The sequence below is a fragment of the Acinetobacter sp. C32I genome, from assembly GCF_023702715.1.
In the GTDB taxonomy this organism is placed as follows: Bacteria; Pseudomonadota; Gammaproteobacteria; order Pseudomonadales; family Moraxellaceae; genus Acinetobacter.
The window spans coordinates 145655-163248 of record NZ_CP098480.1 but is presented as its reverse complement, the minus strand read 5'-3'; the positions used below and the strand labels follow the sequence as shown (position 1 = coordinate 163248).

Here is a 17594-nt window from a genome sequence, read left to right as displayed (position 1 = left end):
AACAATATTGATTATCACTTGCATTTAAATAAATGTAAATGGATGGGTAGAATTTTTAAGACATCTAAAATGCTCTCATCCGTTGTACTGCAATTGTTTTTGTTTCAATCATTGAAGTCGAGATTGAATATTTTCAGAATGTAATTTATGCCCCACTTATGATGATTTTGATATATAGCCAATAAGTGATGATTAGGACAAGTATTGGCTAGATAAGTTAAAAGTTGGGCCTCCAGCACTTCAGCATTGCAGTAGGAACACGCCAGAATCACGAACGATGATTTAAGATTTTTTTCTTCCGATATTGTAACGGACTCATCCCAGTCCATGACTTAAATGCTCGGATAAACGAGGTTTGTTCTTGGTAGGCCAATAACATTGAAATGTCCAGAATGCTCAAATTGAGATCGGCAAGATAATCAAAAGCTAAATCTCTACGAACCTGATTCAATCTTTCTTTAAAGGTATATCCTTGCTGCTTTAATTTCAGTTGAAATATCCGAGCTGGTAAGCCCAATTTATTTGCAACCTCCTCCACGCTGATATTCCCCTTACTTACAGCTTGAATAATTGTTTTCTGTATTAACTCATCAAAAAGATCAAGCTTAGGACGTTTTGACAGCAATACATTTGCCTGCTTTATTAAAATATCATTTAACACTGGATCAGCATTAAAAACTTCTAAATCAAGACTGGCCATAGAAATATATATTTCAACATCTTCACTTTCAAACTCGACAGGACAACCAAAAAAATTTTCGTAATTATAAAAAAATTTGGTTTTCTCTGTACTAAAACTAACTTTTTTCACCTCTATTCTATTTGGATGCACTAATTGATCTAAAAGTGTATAAAAAACCCCCATTAATAATTCATCTACCAAATGATTATTTTTAAGATAAGGGTCAAATCCCCACCGAATAACAATAAATTGATCTGAAATAGACATCTTTGCGAGCTTAGCCTCACAGAAGAGCCTTTGGTATTTTATAAATACATTTAATACATCTAATATATTTTCACATGATGAAGCAATATAGCCTAAAATACCAAGATGTTTAGGTTGAGTATATTTTGATATTTCTAGTCCAAGTGTTGGTTTAGTCTGTTTTTGATTAATTTCCTCCAATAGTTCAATCCATTCCCCGATTGGAATCAGTTCACTCGTTTTATAATCACTCAAATATTTTGCATTTTTAAGATTATTTTTTACACAAAAATTAATCAATAAATTAAGCATCGAACTTGATATTAATTTAACCTGATTAGGATGACTCAAAACCATTGCTCCCCACTCATATCATATCTAAAAGCCCACCTCAGAGAAGGAATCAAAAAACCAGTTACACAAGTACATTATTTAATCGACCTTAAAAATTAACGATAATCCAGTTTTCAGCTTTTCATACTAATGCGGCAAAAAATCCATTTTTTGTGATATTAGTCACAGATAATGCTCAGAATCTACTTTAAAATTCAATAAAAAAATTATCATTTCTATAAAAAAACTTATCATTTCAAGGAAAGTTTCAAGATTGCAAAAGTCTCTTCACTAACGAAAGAGTTAAAAGTGATTTTTTATTCAACAATTAGATTTTTATTTTTTTAAATTTCCTTTTTATCATCTACATTATTTCATATTTATGAATACTGACTATTTTCAAAAAATTTTTAATTATTTTAAAGCGCTAAAATGACGACAAACCGCCTCAATTTGGTGCAAAAATTTAAACATATCAAGACCAGTTAAAGTCCTGTTTATTCCCCTATATGATAAATTCAAAATTATTTTGACGAAAAAAAAAGCTCAACAACAAACATTAAAAAGAAAATAGAAACGATCAAGCCAAAGCTAAATAATAGAGAAAATCCAACCAAAAAGTAGTAATCACTCATTTTCTCAAAAATATAATTTACAAAGTATAAAAACAGAAAAACATAGCCAACATTTGAATTCCACAAGCACATGACCAGTAAAAAAAACAAATCATAATTCAGATATTTTTTACTTACTTTAACTTCACTTTCTCTATTTATCTTCCGATAGTCGGATACTGTAATTTTCTTATATACCACATCTACGCCTTGGTTATATAATATAAAAATAAAATAACGCCTTTACCTATAAAATAATTATCATTTAACACATCAAAGTTAGCATTTTTTCACAAATCCCGTTTATCTAATTTCCAGAATAAGTAATATTCTATATAAAATTCAAATAGATACAGAATCATCCATTGAAAAAATCTTTAGCTACGCGCTTCAGCAGCGGTCATTTCCTGAAAATAAAACTTATAAAAAACTTAAATAAATATAAAATACAAATATTTAAAGTGTTAAATGGAGTTAAATTAAAAACAGAATAGGTTTATTTTTTGTAATTATAAAGCAAAGGCAAAGTTAATTTATATTTATGATTTTCGTTGACTCAATGTTTCATCTAGAGCAGACATATACACATCAAATAAACATCACAATTACATGATTTTACTTAAAAATATATTTATTAAAACTTCACTATATATCTTAAATATTATTATTTAACTTATTTTCCCACTCAGTTATTCATCTTTTTTATTCAATCGACACGACTCAAATACAAAACATAAAATACACAAATGCATGAACAGAAAAAACATAATAGCCGTGTGAAAATCTAGATTTTGAAAACCAATAAATAAACAACATACTGATTAATATATATTTATTTAAATAAAAATCAATCAATATTGCCGTACACAAGCAAAACAATATGTGAATTAAGTCACATATTAAAATAAAAAAGATAATTAACACTCACTTAAAACACTTTATGCAAAATCTTCACTCACTATTCCCAGCCAGCCTGTTATTTTTTTTTATGTCTAATATTTCGCATGCACATCCATCTGATTTTTTAAGAGAAAAAGCAGTTTCGCAAATTAAAAATGGACAAACTATACAAGGGTTAACAGCACTTGAATCTTTATTACGACAATACCCAGATCAACAGAACATCTTAGCTGACTATCTATTGTCAGTCTCACGCATTCAAGCTCTGCCACAAACCACCCTAACTGATTTAACCCAACGCATTCAGCCAAGGCACTTCCCAGAATATGCTCAACTCGCAACAGTTAAACTTTTACGGGATCAAAAGCAATTTGCTGCCGCATTGGCACTATTAGATAAATTTGAACCTTATCAAACGCATAACCGCATGCAGGTCACTATTCTTAAAGCAGCGCTATTTGCAGAAAATAAACAACCAATTGAAGCAGCACAGCAATTAAAGAATCTTGGTACAACGCAAATGAATACTGAACAGCTAGCCTTAGCCGCTTATGTTCATCGGCTATTGCAACAATACACTTATGCCTTACAAGCCATTCAGTTGGCCTATACCCAACAACCCAACAATGAAGCCATTCAACATGAGTATTTGAATATTTTGGTGGCACTGGGGAGCTATGAAATGGCAACTGCTTTTTCTGAAAAGCACCACCTATCTGATAAAAACCAGAATTTTATTTGGCAGAATAAAATCGGAGGCTTTTCACAGAATGTGAATGAGGCGATTAAACAACAGAAATATTTATCCTCCCGTGCGGAAAGTGACCGTAAAAGCTTTGCTCAACTCGATCAAGTCTTAAAGCAGGCAGAACAAATCGCGCAACAGATTCCAACTGATCAAGCCATGTTTAATCGCTTCTATTATGACTATCTCTACGCCTTAAGTTATCGAGGCAAAACACAACAGCTTTTGAGTCTATTAAATCAAGTCACCTTACCCCCAGTTGAACAAATGCCTGCCTATACACGCCATGCGATTGCAAATACATACCTTGCAAATCAACAACCTGCCGAAGCCGAGAGAATCTACCGCAGCTTGCTCACGGAGAAAAACTATCCCGATATCAGCCTGTATACATCACTTTATTATGCATTAATCGAACAGGAAAAATATAAAGATGCAAATATCTTGATTCAGCTCATTGATGACCTGATTCCCACATATGAATACAGTGAAGCGAAAGGTGTCGACAAAAGTGTACATGCAGATCGAAATGAATATTTGTCTTTGCTGGCTTTAAATATGGCTTATCGCAACCGCCTGGATTTATCAGAACAATATCTAAATAACACCGTAGCCAAAGCTCCGAATAATGCGCAATTTTTAAATGACCAGGCCAAAATCCAACGTTGGCGCGAAAAACCTCGTCAAGCTCAACAAACGATTGAGCGTTTAAATGGTTTACAACCTCAATCAAAATACACACGCATTAATGTCATGCAAAACACTCAAGCACTTGGCGATATCCAAGCTTGGCAGCAACAAACTCAAGCACTTATTGAAGACTACCCAAACGATAGCAGCGTCATAAAAAGTCGTAAAGAATTGAATGATCGTAATCGCGCCAGTATGAGCCATGAAAGCCGCTTTTCACGTAGCCGCTCTGAGCAAAACCAATTACTCCAATCACTCAAAGGAACGCGTGATCGTGAATCCAACACCAGCTTATATTCTCCTTGGCTCGCAGACAATTATCGTCTCTTGGTTGAACATCAAGATATTTGGGGAAAATACGCCGATGGTGATTTACAAGAACAACGCTTTGGTTTAGGCCTGCAATGGCAAGACAAAGGTAAAAATTTGGTGCTGCTTGCCTCTCAAAATACTGAGGGGCAGCGTCAAGGCCTAAGAGCAGATTGGTCACAGCAACTCAATGATTATTGGCAGTACGCATTATCCATCAATACCCAAGCCAATATTCCATTACAAGCCATTGAACAAGACGAAAATGGTCAGTCTTATGGCGCTGCAATTCGATGGCAACAACATGAATCGCGGCAAGTCGATGCAGGATATAGCTATACCAAGATCAGTGACGGCAACACACGCCAAGACTTTTTTGCAAACTACCAGCAACGTATTTTCCAAGCTGCTCATCACACCACTCAAGCAGGCTTGTCTGCATTTCTAGGAAAAAATCGTTTAGATAATGTTGCTTATTTTAGTCCCAAACAAAGTTATAGCCTTGCGATTAACCTGAGTCATGACTGGTTAACTTGGCGAAGTTATGAACGCCATTTCAATCAAAATATTTCTATTGATGCAGGACTATTCCAGCAGCAGGATTACGCTGCCAAACCGATTTTTGATGTGCAATATCGACATGAATGGCAATTGTCACGGATCTGGGCATTGCATTATGGCATTGGTTGGAAACTACATCCCTATGATGGCATCAATGAAAAACAAAGTTATGCCCTATTCGGTTTTGGAGGGCGATTCTAATGAATTTTTTGAATATTTTTAAAATACTCTGCGCTTGTGCAGTTCTGCTTCCAGTTCAGCTTGTTGCAGCGAAACCTGCTAAATTCGACGCTCATCATTTTGTCAGTTTGACCTTCCATGATGTGCGTGATGATGTTTTGAAGAATGGTGACCGAGATATCTATGCAATTAATACCCAAAACTTAGTGCAATTTTTTGAATGGCTGAAACGTTCTGAATGGACTCCAATTACCCTCAAACAAATTATGGCATCTCGAGAACATGGTGTTCCATTACCGAAAAATGCAATTTTAATTAGTTTTGATGATGGTGCCCTAAGTGGCTACAGCCATGTTTATCCTTTAGTAAAACAATATCAAATCCCTGTGGTCTTTGCTTTGGTGACCAGCTGGACTGAAGGCAATACTCAAGCGGCTTATGAAGCCTATGGTCAAAATAATTTGATGAGTTGGAAACAATTACAAGACATCCAAAAATCAGGTTTGGTTGAATTTGCCAGTCATAGCCATGATTTGCATAAAGGTGTATTGGCCAATATACAGAAAAATGAAAAGCCTGCCGCCTTGACCCGACAATACAATGTAAACCAACAACGCTATGAAACAGAGTCAGAGTATCAGCAGCGGATCTACACCGATCTGGTGAAATCCAAGCAAATCTTACAACAAAAATTAGGAATCGATTCGCTTGCAATCATTTGGCCCTATGGTGCGGTCAATCAACAAGTCACTGAGATTGCCAATCAAGCGGGCTTCCCACTGTCCTTTAGTTTAGGAACAGAAAAATTAAATGACAGCAATGATGCAACCTTTCAACGTGGCATTATTTCAAATAACCCAACAGCAGAAAATTTACGTGAGCAACTCACTGGCTTCATGGAGTACGGTCAACGACAAGTGCATGAACCCATTCGGGCTGTGCAATTTGATCTGGCCCAATTTTCACAAGACAATACACAGTTTAATCAGCAGTTAGGCAACTTATTAAATAATTTAAGTGCCTTAAAAACCAATACCTTAATTGTTAATGCATTCACTGATCAAAATAATGCTGCCTATGCTCAGAGCTACTTCCCAACAACACATTTAAAGCTGGCTCAAGATATTTTAAGCCGTACCCATTGGCAGACACGCACACGAGTTTTTCATCGAGTTTATGCACAGATGCCGACTCCCCGCGACCCAGTGCAAGCGCACCGAGTGATCGATTTAGGCAAAGATCTGATCCGAAATAATCCCAATCTGGATGGCATTATTTTAACAACAGATCAACAACTGGCTTGTCGTTATAGCACGCTGGTGAACCCACCATGTCTGGAAAAAGAAGCTCAAATTTTAAAGTTAACCCAACAGCTCAAAGCAGCCGTTCGGCCTTATCTCAATCAGAGTAATTCCTTCCAATTAATTTTACAGCTCTCTCTGACTGACTTAACAGATCAGGGACTAGAGCAAATGGTTAACACCTATCTGCCCTTCGTATCTTTATTGAATATTGAAATTGACAGTCTAGACAATCTCAATAGCTATCAAAAATTTATACAACAGGTAGATCATTTAACTGCCTCACAAAAAGCCAGACTGATGGTGACTTTAGTGAATCACAATCAATCTTCCCCAGAGCAGTTACAACGCTTGCAGCAACACTATTTAAATTTACAAAGACATGGAATCCAAAAATTGGTTTTAAGCAATTACCGCTTTGATAATGCAAAAGCGGTGCATGAACAACTATTTACACCACTCAGCTTAAATGACAGTCCAATCAGTTATCGCAACCCATTTATCCAGCAGCACGTAAATGGAGAACAACCATGACCTTAATGGAAATTCTTTTCCTATTTGCCTTTATCTATCCCTTAGTCATGGCATGGACATGGATGGTTGGTGGTTTATGGTTCTACTTTAAACGCGAATATAAGCAAAACCAATTACCCGAAATTTCAGAACAAGGATGCAGCATTATCATTCCTTGTTTTAATGAACAAGCTCAAGTTCGAGAAACCATACGGTTTGCACTACAAACCCAATATCCAAAATTTGAAGTCATTGCCGTCAATGATGGCAGTTCAGACGATACCGCAAAAATTTTAGATGAGCTGGCGCTTGAACATCCAGATTTACGGGTTGTGCATCTGGCCGAAAATCAAGGCAAAGCTTTTGCCTTACGTTCAGGCATGATGGTCAGCCAATATGAATATTTGATTTGTATTGATGGAGATGCCTTGCTGCACCCCCATGCTGCAATTTGGATGATGCATCAACTCACAGCTTTTAATCAGGTCGGCGCCGTGACTGGCAATCCACGGATTTTAAATCGCTCCAGTATTTTAGGAAAACTACAGGTCGGTGAGTTTTCATCCATTATTGGTTTAATTAAACGTGCCCAACGGACTTATGGACGTATTTTTACAGTCTCAGGTGTGATTGCAGGCTTTAGAAAAACGGCACTCATGCAAGTAGGATTATGGTCAGAAGATAAGATCACTGAAGACATTGATATTTCATGGAAACTTCAGCTCGCTGAATGGGATATTCACTATGTTCCCAATGCGCTGTGCTACATCTATATGCCTGAAACATTTAAAGGGCTGTGGAAACAAAGATTGCGCTGGGCTCAAGGTGGTGTCGAAGTCATTAAAACCTATTTTCCCAAACTCTTTAAGATTTCAGCACTCAAAATGTGGCCTGTCGCGCTTGAAGCGATCATCAGCATGGTCTGGGCCTATGTCATTTTGCTGATCATTATCCTGTTTTTCCTCGGGTTGTTTGTTCCGCTATCCGCAGAATGGCACATCAAATCATTATTTCCACAGTGGTACGGCGTAATTCTAGCCATCACCTGTCTGATTCAATTTTTTGTGAGCTTGTTCATTGACAAACGATATGACGGAAACCGTTTCCTTAGAAATTACTTTTGGGTGATTTGGTATCCCCTGTTTTTTTGGATGCTCGGTGCAGCAACAACTGTGGTTGCTGTTCCCAAAGCTTTATTTACACGTAACAAAAGAGCGAGATGGGTCAGCCCAGATCGTGGTTTTAAAGGTGAGGCCGAATGAACAAACAATATTTAAATATCATTGAGGATGTTTCACAGCTAGATATTCCTGAATATATCGACCAACATCAGTATGTAAAAAACAAAGGCGCGCATTATTTGCTGCAAGGGATAGGTTGGGCACTCTGGACAGTGCTATTTTTACCGTTATTGGCGATATTTTTATGGCTATACCAAGGTAAACTGATCAAAAACTATATTTTTGCAGAACAGATGAGTGTACAGATCCACAATTTCTTTTGGCTCGCCTTGATGGTGATGATCTGTTGTGCCTCTTTGTTGTTATGGGCGAGCTATAACTGGTTGCGATACCGAAACACGGAAAAAATGACTGTGGTTAACGTGAGCCATTCCATTCTTGCTGAGGGATTTTTGATTCCAAAGGATGAACTATCCAAAATTCAACGCTCAAAAAACATTGTACTGCACTATAACCATGAAGGTATTTTAGCTGACTATGAACTGAGATAAATATTCACGAACGAAAATGAAAAGAGGCAAGCAATTGCCTCTTTTCATCGCTTCAATTTCAAGCATATCGACTGGTGTCGAGCATCATTCGATCATGCCAATAATCGATTCAGCCTGATAACTGCTTCCCTGTTCTGCCACAATTTGAATGACCCCACTTCGATGTGCAAGTACGGGCACTTCCATTTTCATGGCTTCCATAATCGCGACAACCTGACCTTCGGTCACCTGCTCACCCTGTGTAACTTTCCATGCACTCATCACACCATTGATCGGGGCCAGTAAATGCTCTGCACTCACTTCAAACTCGGCAGTTTGTGCTTGAATTTCGATTGCTGGGCCTTGTGCAAACATGCCCGCAGGTAGACCTAAACGATGTAATTTGCCATCAATTTCAATATAGCTCAGCAACATGGGTTGTTGATGGTTTGGAATACCGCGTTTAGTTGGCTTCAACTGTTGTTTAAAGTCGTTTTCGATCCAACGGGTATGGACCTTAAACTCATCACTAAAATCAGGTTCATTGAGTACCGCACGGTGAAAGTCCAAAACCGATGCAATACCTTCAATTTTAAATTGCTTTAACGCACGTTTAGCACGGGCAATGGCAACTTCACGGGTTGGGCCTGTTACAATCAGTTTTGCCATGAGAGAGTCAAAATGACTGGAGACCAATGACCCAGTTCGAACCCCTGTATCGACGCGTACGCCATGACCAAACGGCGCTTCAAATAAGCTCAGCACACCAAATGCAGGAATAAAACCACGTGCTGGGTCTTCGGCATTGATACGAAACTCAATCGCATGGCCTTGTGTTTTTGGAGTTTCTTTAATCGATAAGGTATGGCCTTGTGCAACACGGATTTGTTCTACCACCAAATCAACTTTTGCTGTTTCTTCAGTAACAGGATGCTCGACTTGCAAACGAGTGTTTACTTCTAAAAATGATAGCTTTCCATCTCGACTGAGTAAGTATTCAACTGTCCCCGCACCGACATAGTTTGCCGCCTGACAAATATTTTTTGCCGAACTTAAGATTTGTTGATAGATCTCATCGCTAATAAATGGCGCTGGCGCTTCTTCAACTAACTTCTGGTTACGACGTTGCAAAGAGCAATCACGCGTTCCAAGTACCACAATATTGCCATGTTGGTCGGCTATCACCTGTGCTTCGACATGGCGGGGTTGATCGAGATATTGCTCGACAAAACATTCACCACGACCAAAAGCAGCTTTTGCCTCACGTACTGCCGACTCATAAAGCTCTTTGACTTCTTCGAGTTTCCACGCCACTTTTAAACCGCGGCCACCGCCACCAAATGCCGCCTTAATCGCAATTGGCAAACCAAATTGTTTGGCAAACTCTAAAGCTTCCTCTGCATTATTAAGTGGGTCTTGTGTACCCTGAACTAAGGGCGCACCAACTGAAGCAGCAATTTTACGTGCTTCGATTTTATCGCCTAGCTTTTCAATGGCACTTGGTGATGGCCCGACCCATTTTAAACCTGCCTCAATCACGGCTTGGGCAAACTCAGCACGTTCAGATAAAAAGCCATAACCGGGATGTACCATGGTTGCTTTTGATTTCTTAGCAATCTCGATAATGGCAACAATATTTAAATAAGTTTCGCTCGCGGTTGCACCAGCCAAACCCCATGCTTCATCTGCAAGTTCAACATGCATGCTGCCAATGTCGTCATCAGCATATAATGCGACCGATGCAATTCCCATATCACGGCAAGCATGGATAATACGAACGGCAATTTCACCACGATTGGCAATCAGTAATTTTTCATTTTTCATCATTTATTCTCAAAATCTGTAAATTCGGCAATTTTTTTAAATTTAATCCAGCAACCCGCAGGAATCTGTGCCACCAAATCCCAATGATGTTTTGCAACAGCAGCAATGACAGGATAGCCACCCGTTAAAGGGTGATCATTCATAAACAAAACGGGTTGACCACTGGGTGGAATCTGCAACGCACCGATACACGTGCCTTCACTTTCCAATTCATGGGTAATTTTGCGAGTTAGAGACTGCTCACCTGACAATCTGAGCCCAATGCGATTGCTTTCATTGGTCACCAACCATTCTTGCTGACAGAGCAGTTCAATACTGTCTTGTTCGAACCAGTCGGTACGCGGTCCCATCACAATATCGAGCTCAACCACTTCACCCACTTTGGGCAAATTGTTTTTGCCCACTTCGTTGACACTAATGTTGGCCGCCTTCACTTGCCCTTGATAAATCGTATCCCCAAGCTTTAAAGGTTCTGGCCCTAATACCGCTAAACTGTCAAATGAAGCACTATTCAGTACAGGCTGAACATCGATACCACCGCGAACTGCCAGATAGTTCCTTAAGCCTGATGTGGGTGGCTGAATGTGAAACTCATCGCCTGCGTCCAGATCAATCAGTTGGTCGCTTGCAAAGTCTGCGCTTTGACCATCGGCAAATTTCACACGAATATTTGAAATCGCACCTGCAACCGCTATAACACCTGCATGCTGCATTTTGGCCTTTAAGCCACCATTTAAAACTTCAATGACAGGTGTATCGGTTGGATTACCGACAATACGGTTGGCACTATGCATGGCAGATAAGTCCATTGCACCTGCCATTCCAACACCAATCTTGGTCTGGTTTAAACGCCCTTCATCTTGAATCAGCATTTGTAAGCTTGGTGCAGTGATCGTAAACAGCGGTACCGATTGTTGAGGTTCAACTGTGCTCGTGATCTGCTGTGATACAGTCACTGTGGTTGGACGATGCGTGACATCTTCAAAATGTACGGTCATGCCCGGTAACAATAGTGCTGGATTTTTCCGCTCCAAATCCCACATTTTTTCCGATGTGCTCCCAATCAATTGCCAACCACCTGGACTGTCTTTCGGGTAAATACCAGAGTATTTCCCAGCCAAGCCCAAAGAGCCCGAGGGTATTTTTTTACGCGGAACCGTTAAGCGTGGAATATCGGTAAAAGGTTTGTCAGGACTGCTCATATAGGCAAAGCCTGGTGCAAAACCAATAAAAGCCACATTCCACACGCTTTGCTGATGCGTTCTAATCACATCCGAGATCGATAACCCTTGCAACTCTGCCACCTGAGCAAGGTCTTCGCCATCGTAACGAATCGGTACAATCACTTCTTGGTTGTTACGCTCAAATCCAGCATCAATTTTGAGGCTCTGTATTGAAGCAACCAATGTTTTAAAGTTGGTTTCGATCTCATTAAAGAAAACCAAAATTGTTTTTGCAGCAGGGACTAAGTCTTTAATTCCATTCAATTGCGTATGTTGCAATTTATTGTACAACGCCAAAGTTTCTTCGAGGCTCGCAAGCTCAATCAGAAAACAATCGGCGTTTACCGATAAAAAACGCATTTGCTTATCCTTTTTAATGGTTCTTTAGCCCAATTAGCCCATCCAAGCACGGTCAGGAATGTCGGTAATCAACATATGACCTGGTGCATGACTAATCGCAAAAGGAATTTTCGAGTTCATGACTGCCGCTTGCGGGGTGACACCACACGCCCAGAACACAGGAATCTCACCTGCTTCGATACGAGAGGCCTCACCAAAATCAGGCTGATTTACATCCAAAATTCCTAGGCTTTCAGGGTGCCCGATATGTACAGGTGCACCATGCACGCTCGGCATCCGTGCGGTGATTTTTACTGCTTCACTAATTTGATGCGATGGAATGGGGCGCATGGAAACCACCATATTGCCTGAAATACGTCCTGCTGGCTGGCACTGAATATTACTGAGATACATCGGCACATTGGTGTTGTCATGAATATGACGAACTTCAATCCCCGCTTCTTGCAAAGCGGTTTCAAACGAAAAACTGCAACCAATCAGGAAAGTCACCAAATCAGGATGGGCATTATAAATCTCGCTGGCATCAGTCACTTCTTCAACCATTTCACCCTCTTTCCAAATACGATAACGAGGAAAATCGGTGCGGATGTCTGAGTCTGCGGCAAGCTGAGTTACATAGATACCTTCTTCGAGCACATCAAGTACTGGGCTGCTTTGCGGGTTACGATGCGCATAGAGTAAAAAATCATAGGCCCACGCTTTTGGCACTGAAATCATGTTGACCTGCGTCATGCCCGCCGCCATGCCTGCTGTCGGCTGATCAAAACCTGCACGGATTTTTAAACGCGCATCTAAAGCGGCTTCAAGCTGAGCTGGGTCGACTTTAAGATCCTTATACATGGTGCTCATCCTTATGCTTTATTTACAAATGGGCGGATTTCAATCTTGTTTTTTACAAGCTCGGCTTTAATCGCTGCTGACATTTCTAGTGCACCGTCGGTGTCGCCATGTAGGCAAATCGTGTCGGCTTGAATTGGGGTAAAGACACCGTCAATTGACTCGACCCCACCATTTTTAAGCATTGAAACTACACGACTGGCAACAAATGCCGAGTCATGTAAAACCGCCCCTTCTAGACGACGAGATACCAATGAGCCATCGCTGTTATATGCACGATCTGCAAATGCTTCAGACACCACGTTTAAACCAGCAGCACGTGCCTGCTCGACCAAGTTCGACCCCGCCAAAGCCACTAAAACCAGTTCAGGATTGTACATTTTAATCGCATCAATCACTGCGGCTGCCTGAGCTTGATCATGGGCAATGGTGTTGTAGAGTGCACCATGCGGTTTTACATATTGCACTTTTGAGCCTGCCACTTTTGCCAAACCATCCAGTGCAGAAATTTGATACAGCACATCGGCAATCAGTTCGTCACGTGACACATCCATATTACGGCGGCCAAAACCAACCAGATCGGGATAAGACACATGCGCCCCAATCTTGACGCCCAATTCAACGGCTTTACCAACCGTTTTTAAAATCCCCAAAGGATCGCCTGCATGAAAACCACATGCGATATTAGCACTGGTCACCACAGGTAAAATCTGGTCATCATTGCCCATTTTCCATGAGCCAAAGCTTTCGCCCAAATCACTGTTTAAATCTACAAACATGGCATCATTCCTTTTTCGCTGTACGATTATCTGGCTTAAAGTTTGGTCAAATAGTTAAACACGGTCGTAAATGACATATAGCCCATCCACCACGTCAATACACAGGTGAGTGCACCTAAAACAATTAACCATTTTGGATAATTATAATTGCCCATCAAGTCTCTACGGCAAGCTGCAACATACACAAAAATTGTAAGGCCAATCGGCAACACTAAACCATTAAAACCACCGACAAAAATGAGTAGACCTGCTGGCGTTGCCCCCAATACCACATAGAGTAATAAGGCTAAGGCAATAAAAGTGATGGTGGTATAGTTGCTTTGTTTTGGGGTTAAATTCTTTTTAAATGCACTAAAGAATGAAACCGAGGTATAGGCTGCACCAATGGTGCTACTAATACCCGCTGCCCAAAAGATCAGGCCAAATAATTTATAACCAAATGTGCCCGCAGCATACTGGAATGCTTGTGCCGCTGGATTGGCATTATGACTAGCAAGATCGATGCTTGCACCGCTCACCACCACACCCAAGAAGGCTAAAAATAAGACATAGCGCATGATGCCAACCACGACAATACCCTTGGTCGCAGCTTTTGCTACTTCATCAATATTTTCAGGGCCAACTGCACCTTTATCGAGTAGACGATGCGCGCCTGCATAGCAGATATAGCCCCCCACCGTGCCACCAACAATGGTGGTAATAATGGCAAAGTCAATCTGATCTGGCGCAAAGGTTTGCTGTACCGCTTGTCCAACAGGCGGCATCACAATCACAGCCACAATGATGATCAGGATGATTTTCAACAATCCCAATACGATCATGCTTTTATCCATGGCAAGCGTGGCTTTTCTGGAAGCGAAAATCAAAATCGCCAATGCACCACTGAGGATACCACCCCATTTGGTATCCAGACCAAACAGTGCATTCAAACCTAATGCAGCACCTGCAATATTTCCGATACTAAAGAAGAAACCGCCTAGAATCACCAGAAATGCAAGTAAATAGCCACTGCCTGGTAAAGCCTTATTGGCAATATCGGATGCACGCATTTGCGTGAGCGTCACTACACGCCAAATATTTTGCTGCACCACATAATCAATCAAAATTGACACTAAAATGGCAAAACCAAATGCAGCCCCTAGTTTCACTGTAAATACAGCAGTTTGGGTTAAAAACCCAGGTCCCATGGCAGAGGTTGCCATCATAAAAATCGAGGCGACAATGGCCCATTGGCGATCTGATAGCAAAGAAGATTTCAGTAAAGACATATTGATGCGTTCCTCATCCATTTGAGCTCAATAACGCGATTTTCAACTTGATCCAAGAGCATCATTTTGTTTATAAACGATCTTCTTTAATCCTTTTTAAATCACAAAGATTCCCTGTTCTCCCACTCAGCGATGGGTAATCAAATCTTCTCGTTCAAATAAAAACATATGCAAGCCAACTGAACAATACGACTTTTTAGATATAAAATTAAAACCAATCCATTGAATTTAATTACTTTTTATTTATGATTAGTTCGAAGATAAATTTTACTTATCACTCCTGATAAGCTGCTTTTATAATTTTTTTACTCAGCAGCTGTTGGACTCCACATACACGGTTCTTACAGAAGCTTACTTTAAGCACCTCAAATTTTTATTTTCTGATTCAAGTTTTTCATTGCGCTCTCAGAAACCATCACGGCGACATCGGTTAATTTCTCTTTCAATGCAGCATCATTGCCTTGAATATAAATCGAGGTAAAGTGGAAGGTCTTTAGCTTAATCGGCGTATTTAATATTTCCAATCGACCCTCGGTAATTTCTTTTAAAGCGGTTAAGGTCGGCACCACAGCGATCCCCAAGCCTTGCTCGGCAAGACGTAACAAGGTTGCCAAAGAATAACTGGTGATCGAAAGTGGCTCATCCAGCCCCTGTTCCTTCATTTTGGCTTTCAGCTCTTTATAGGGATAGGTAATTTTCGGATAGGTTAAAATGGTATGTGACATTAAGGTCTTAAAGGACATTTGAGCAATCCCTCCTTTAAATGAAGGTGAAGCCAAGAAGCTGAGTTCAAAATCACACAGTGCCTGTTCAATACATTCAAAAGCCAGCGTCGGCCCGAGTAAAAAGGCCATATCCAGATCACCTGTACGGACGCCTTCTTGTAAATTCGGCGTCAGATCAACCACGATTTCTACAGAAACTTTAGGGAATTCCTGCTGAACTTTCTCGATATATTCCACCAACCATGTATAGACAATGGTTTCCGAAACGCCCAAACGAATTGTGCCAGTCAAATGCTGATTTTCTGTTAATTCTGCAATGAGTTCAGTTTCTAAACGCATCAACTTTTCAGCATATTTAAATAGGGTCATCCCCTTGTGCGTTGGTTTGAGTTGGCGAAAACTTCGATCTAAAACTTTAAATCCAAGGTCATTTTCAATCGCGGTGATTTTCTGTGATACCGCTGGCTGGGTGGTTTGTAATTTTGTCGCTGCCTTATTAAAACTATTCAGCGTCACCACCCAGTAAAATGCTTCCAGATTCTTTAAATTCACTTTAAACCAAAGCTCGCTATCCTTTTCTCGCTATATAGTATGGGAGTGATCCGCCTGATTAAGCTACCTATTTATTGATTTTTGTTGCAGTCATTTGCAAACCGACTTATTTCACACTCACAAAGATGATATCTAAATCCTGTTTGGGAACGAAGTTGCGCTTGGTCATCTGAAATTGCGTTGGACTAATTTTTTCGACTTTGCCATTCCAGCAAAATGAGACCAATTCATTCTTATCACGCTCAATCGTTAATTTAAAATTTTCAATCGGTTTAGCCCAGTTTGCCCCTGTGGTCAGAATATAGCTTAAAGCATTAAACGGTGAATTCTCTGCTTTGGCTTTTTTTAAGCCCTGCTTAAATTGTGCATCCATACAAAAGTTCTGATTATATTCATCAGGATATAGGGCAACCGCGCCCCCCACCAAAGGTTGATATTGATGCTGAATTTTGGTCAACGCATTGGCTTTAAAGGTTTGCTTCCAACTATAAATCACTTGAGATGACCATGGAATTTCATCATCTTTTTTAAAGCTCGCCAATATCTCCTGCATTTGTGGCTGCTTACATTGCTTTAATTTATCGACAAAATAGCGATCGTCATCATTGTTACGCATCCAAGGATTAAGCATGTCGGTTTGGCTAAAACCACATTGTTTAAATAGATCTGTTGCATCAATCAACGGCGACTTTTCATCCTTTTGGATAAAAGTACGCACATGCATTTCTGGCTGAATATTTTGACCATCAACAATAATTTTAAAGCTTTTTAGCAATGCTTCGGTATGGGCAAAATCCGCTTCAAAGAAGTTATCGATACGTGGTAAGGGAAACAAAATGGTTTCCGTCACATCTTTATTGCTTAAGTTTTTATAAAGATAATTTACTTTAATCAGTTTTTTGCTAATAAATAAGTCTTCACTTTGCATCGCAACATGCGCATTTTTAAGATAGGCCACTCCGCCCGTTCCCACATAGCCCGTTGAATCATTGGCTAGGCTATAGGTCGGTATTTGCAGCAAAATAGAACATGCCAAGATGATTTTTTTCATTTTTAAGTGTCCAATTTAAGATTGTCATTATCAGGATCAATCATAGCGGCTTAAAGCCTCAGATATTCACTTTTTTACTCATTGTACATTTAAAAAAGGAGTAGCCTGTTACTCGCAGACTACTCCCCTAATTCAGACTTTTACATCCAAGTTCAAGGTTTTCTCAAACCATAAACTCTACTTTTAGCAA

The 17594-nt window shown here is 39.9% G+C and carries 12 protein-coding genes; 4 read left to right on the top strand and 8 right to left on the bottom strand.

Annotation, left to right across the window (positions count from 1 at the left end; genetic code table 11):
• Window positions 1–268 precede the first annotated feature (268 nt).
• Window positions 269–1285, bottom strand: a complete 1017-nt coding sequence (locus NDN13_RS00750) for an AraC family transcriptional regulator (RefSeq protein WP_251116777.1) — start codon at window positions 1283–1285, stop codon at window positions 269–271.
• 1530 nt (window positions 1286–2815) lie between these two features.
• Between NDN13_RS00750 and pgaA the strand changes: the two genes are divergently transcribed.
• From pgaA to pgaD, 4 genes are read left to right on the top strand one after another with little or no spacing between them, the layout of a single operon-like run.
• Window positions 2816–5281: a poly-beta-1,6 N-acetyl-D-glucosamine export porin PgaA gene (gene pgaA / locus NDN13_RS00745; RefSeq protein ID WP_353050816.1), complete on the top strand. Its 2466-nt coding sequence runs from the start codon at window positions 2816–2818 to the stop codon at window positions 5279–5281.
• Window positions 5281–7095 carry a poly-beta-1,6-N-acetyl-D-glucosamine N-deacetylase PgaB gene (gene pgaB, locus NDN13_RS00740; protein WP_251116775.1) on the top strand — a complete coding sequence of 605 codons (1815 nt, stop codon included), beginning with the start codon at window positions 5281–5283 and terminating at the stop codon, window positions 7093–7095. Before pgaA ends, pgaB begins: the two co-directional genes overlap by 1 nt.
• Complete coding sequence (gene pgaC / locus NDN13_RS00735; RefSeq protein WP_251116774.1) at window positions 7092–8336, top strand: poly-beta-1,6-N-acetyl-D-glucosamine synthase; 1245 nt, start codon at window positions 7092–7094, stop codon at window positions 8334–8336. The genes pgaB and pgaC overlap by 4 nt, the downstream gene beginning before the upstream one ends.
• Window positions 8333–8806, top strand: coding sequence for a poly-beta-1,6-N-acetyl-D-glucosamine biosynthesis protein PgaD (gene pgaD, locus NDN13_RS00730; RefSeq protein ID WP_251116773.1), 474 nt, complete (start codon window positions 8333–8335; stop codon window positions 8804–8806). The genes pgaC and pgaD overlap by 4 nt, the downstream gene beginning before the upstream one ends.
• Window positions 8807–8890: 84 nt before the next feature.
• Here the strand turns inward: pgaD and NDN13_RS00725 are convergent, their stop codons facing one another.
• The 7 genes from NDN13_RS00725 to NDN13_RS00695 all read right to left on the bottom strand — a co-directional run bounded on the left by NDN13_RS00725 (window position 8891) and on the right by NDN13_RS00695 (window position 17404).
• Complete coding sequence (locus tag NDN13_RS00725; protein WP_251118136.1) at window positions 8891–10609, bottom strand: acetyl/propionyl/methylcrotonyl-CoA carboxylase subunit alpha; 1719 nt, start codon at window positions 10607–10609, stop codon at window positions 8891–8893.
• Window positions 10609–12192: a 5-oxoprolinase subunit B/C family protein gene (locus NDN13_RS00720; protein ID WP_251116772.1), complete on the bottom strand. Its 1584-nt coding sequence runs from the start codon at window positions 12190–12192 to the stop codon at window positions 10609–10611. Before NDN13_RS00720 ends, NDN13_RS00725 begins: the two co-directional genes overlap by 1 nt.
• A 33-nt stretch (window positions 12193–12225) precedes the next feature.
• On the bottom strand, window positions 12226–13041 hold the full coding sequence (locus tag NDN13_RS00715) for a putative hydro-lyase (protein WP_251116771.1): 816 nt from the start codon (window positions 13039–13041) through the stop codon (window positions 12226–12228).
• Window positions 13042–13043: 2 nt separating this feature from the next.
• Window positions 13044–13808: a LamB/YcsF family protein gene (locus tag NDN13_RS00710; RefSeq protein ID WP_005202537.1), complete on the bottom strand. Its 765-nt coding sequence runs from the start codon at window positions 13806–13808 to the stop codon at window positions 13044–13046.
• Window positions 13809–13843: 35 nt separating this feature from the next.
• The gene (locus tag NDN13_RS00705; RefSeq protein WP_004808403.1) at window positions 13844–15097 is read right to left on the bottom strand and encodes an NRAMP family divalent metal transporter; all 1254 of its coding nucleotides are present in this window, start codon (window positions 15095–15097) and stop codon (window positions 13844–13846) included.
• 344 nt (window positions 15098–15441) lie between these two features.
• Complete coding sequence (gene mumR, locus NDN13_RS00700) at window positions 15442–16353, bottom strand: LysR family transcriptional regulator MumR (RefSeq protein WP_251116770.1); 912 nt, start codon at window positions 16351–16353, stop codon at window positions 15442–15444.
• Between the two features lie 106 nt (window positions 16354–16459).
• A complete protein-coding gene (locus tag NDN13_RS00695) occupies window positions 16460–17404 on the bottom strand; it encodes a DUF4424 family protein (protein ID WP_251116769.1) in 945 nt (314 codons plus the stop codon).
• Between the last annotated feature and the right edge of the window lie 190 nt (window positions 17405–17594).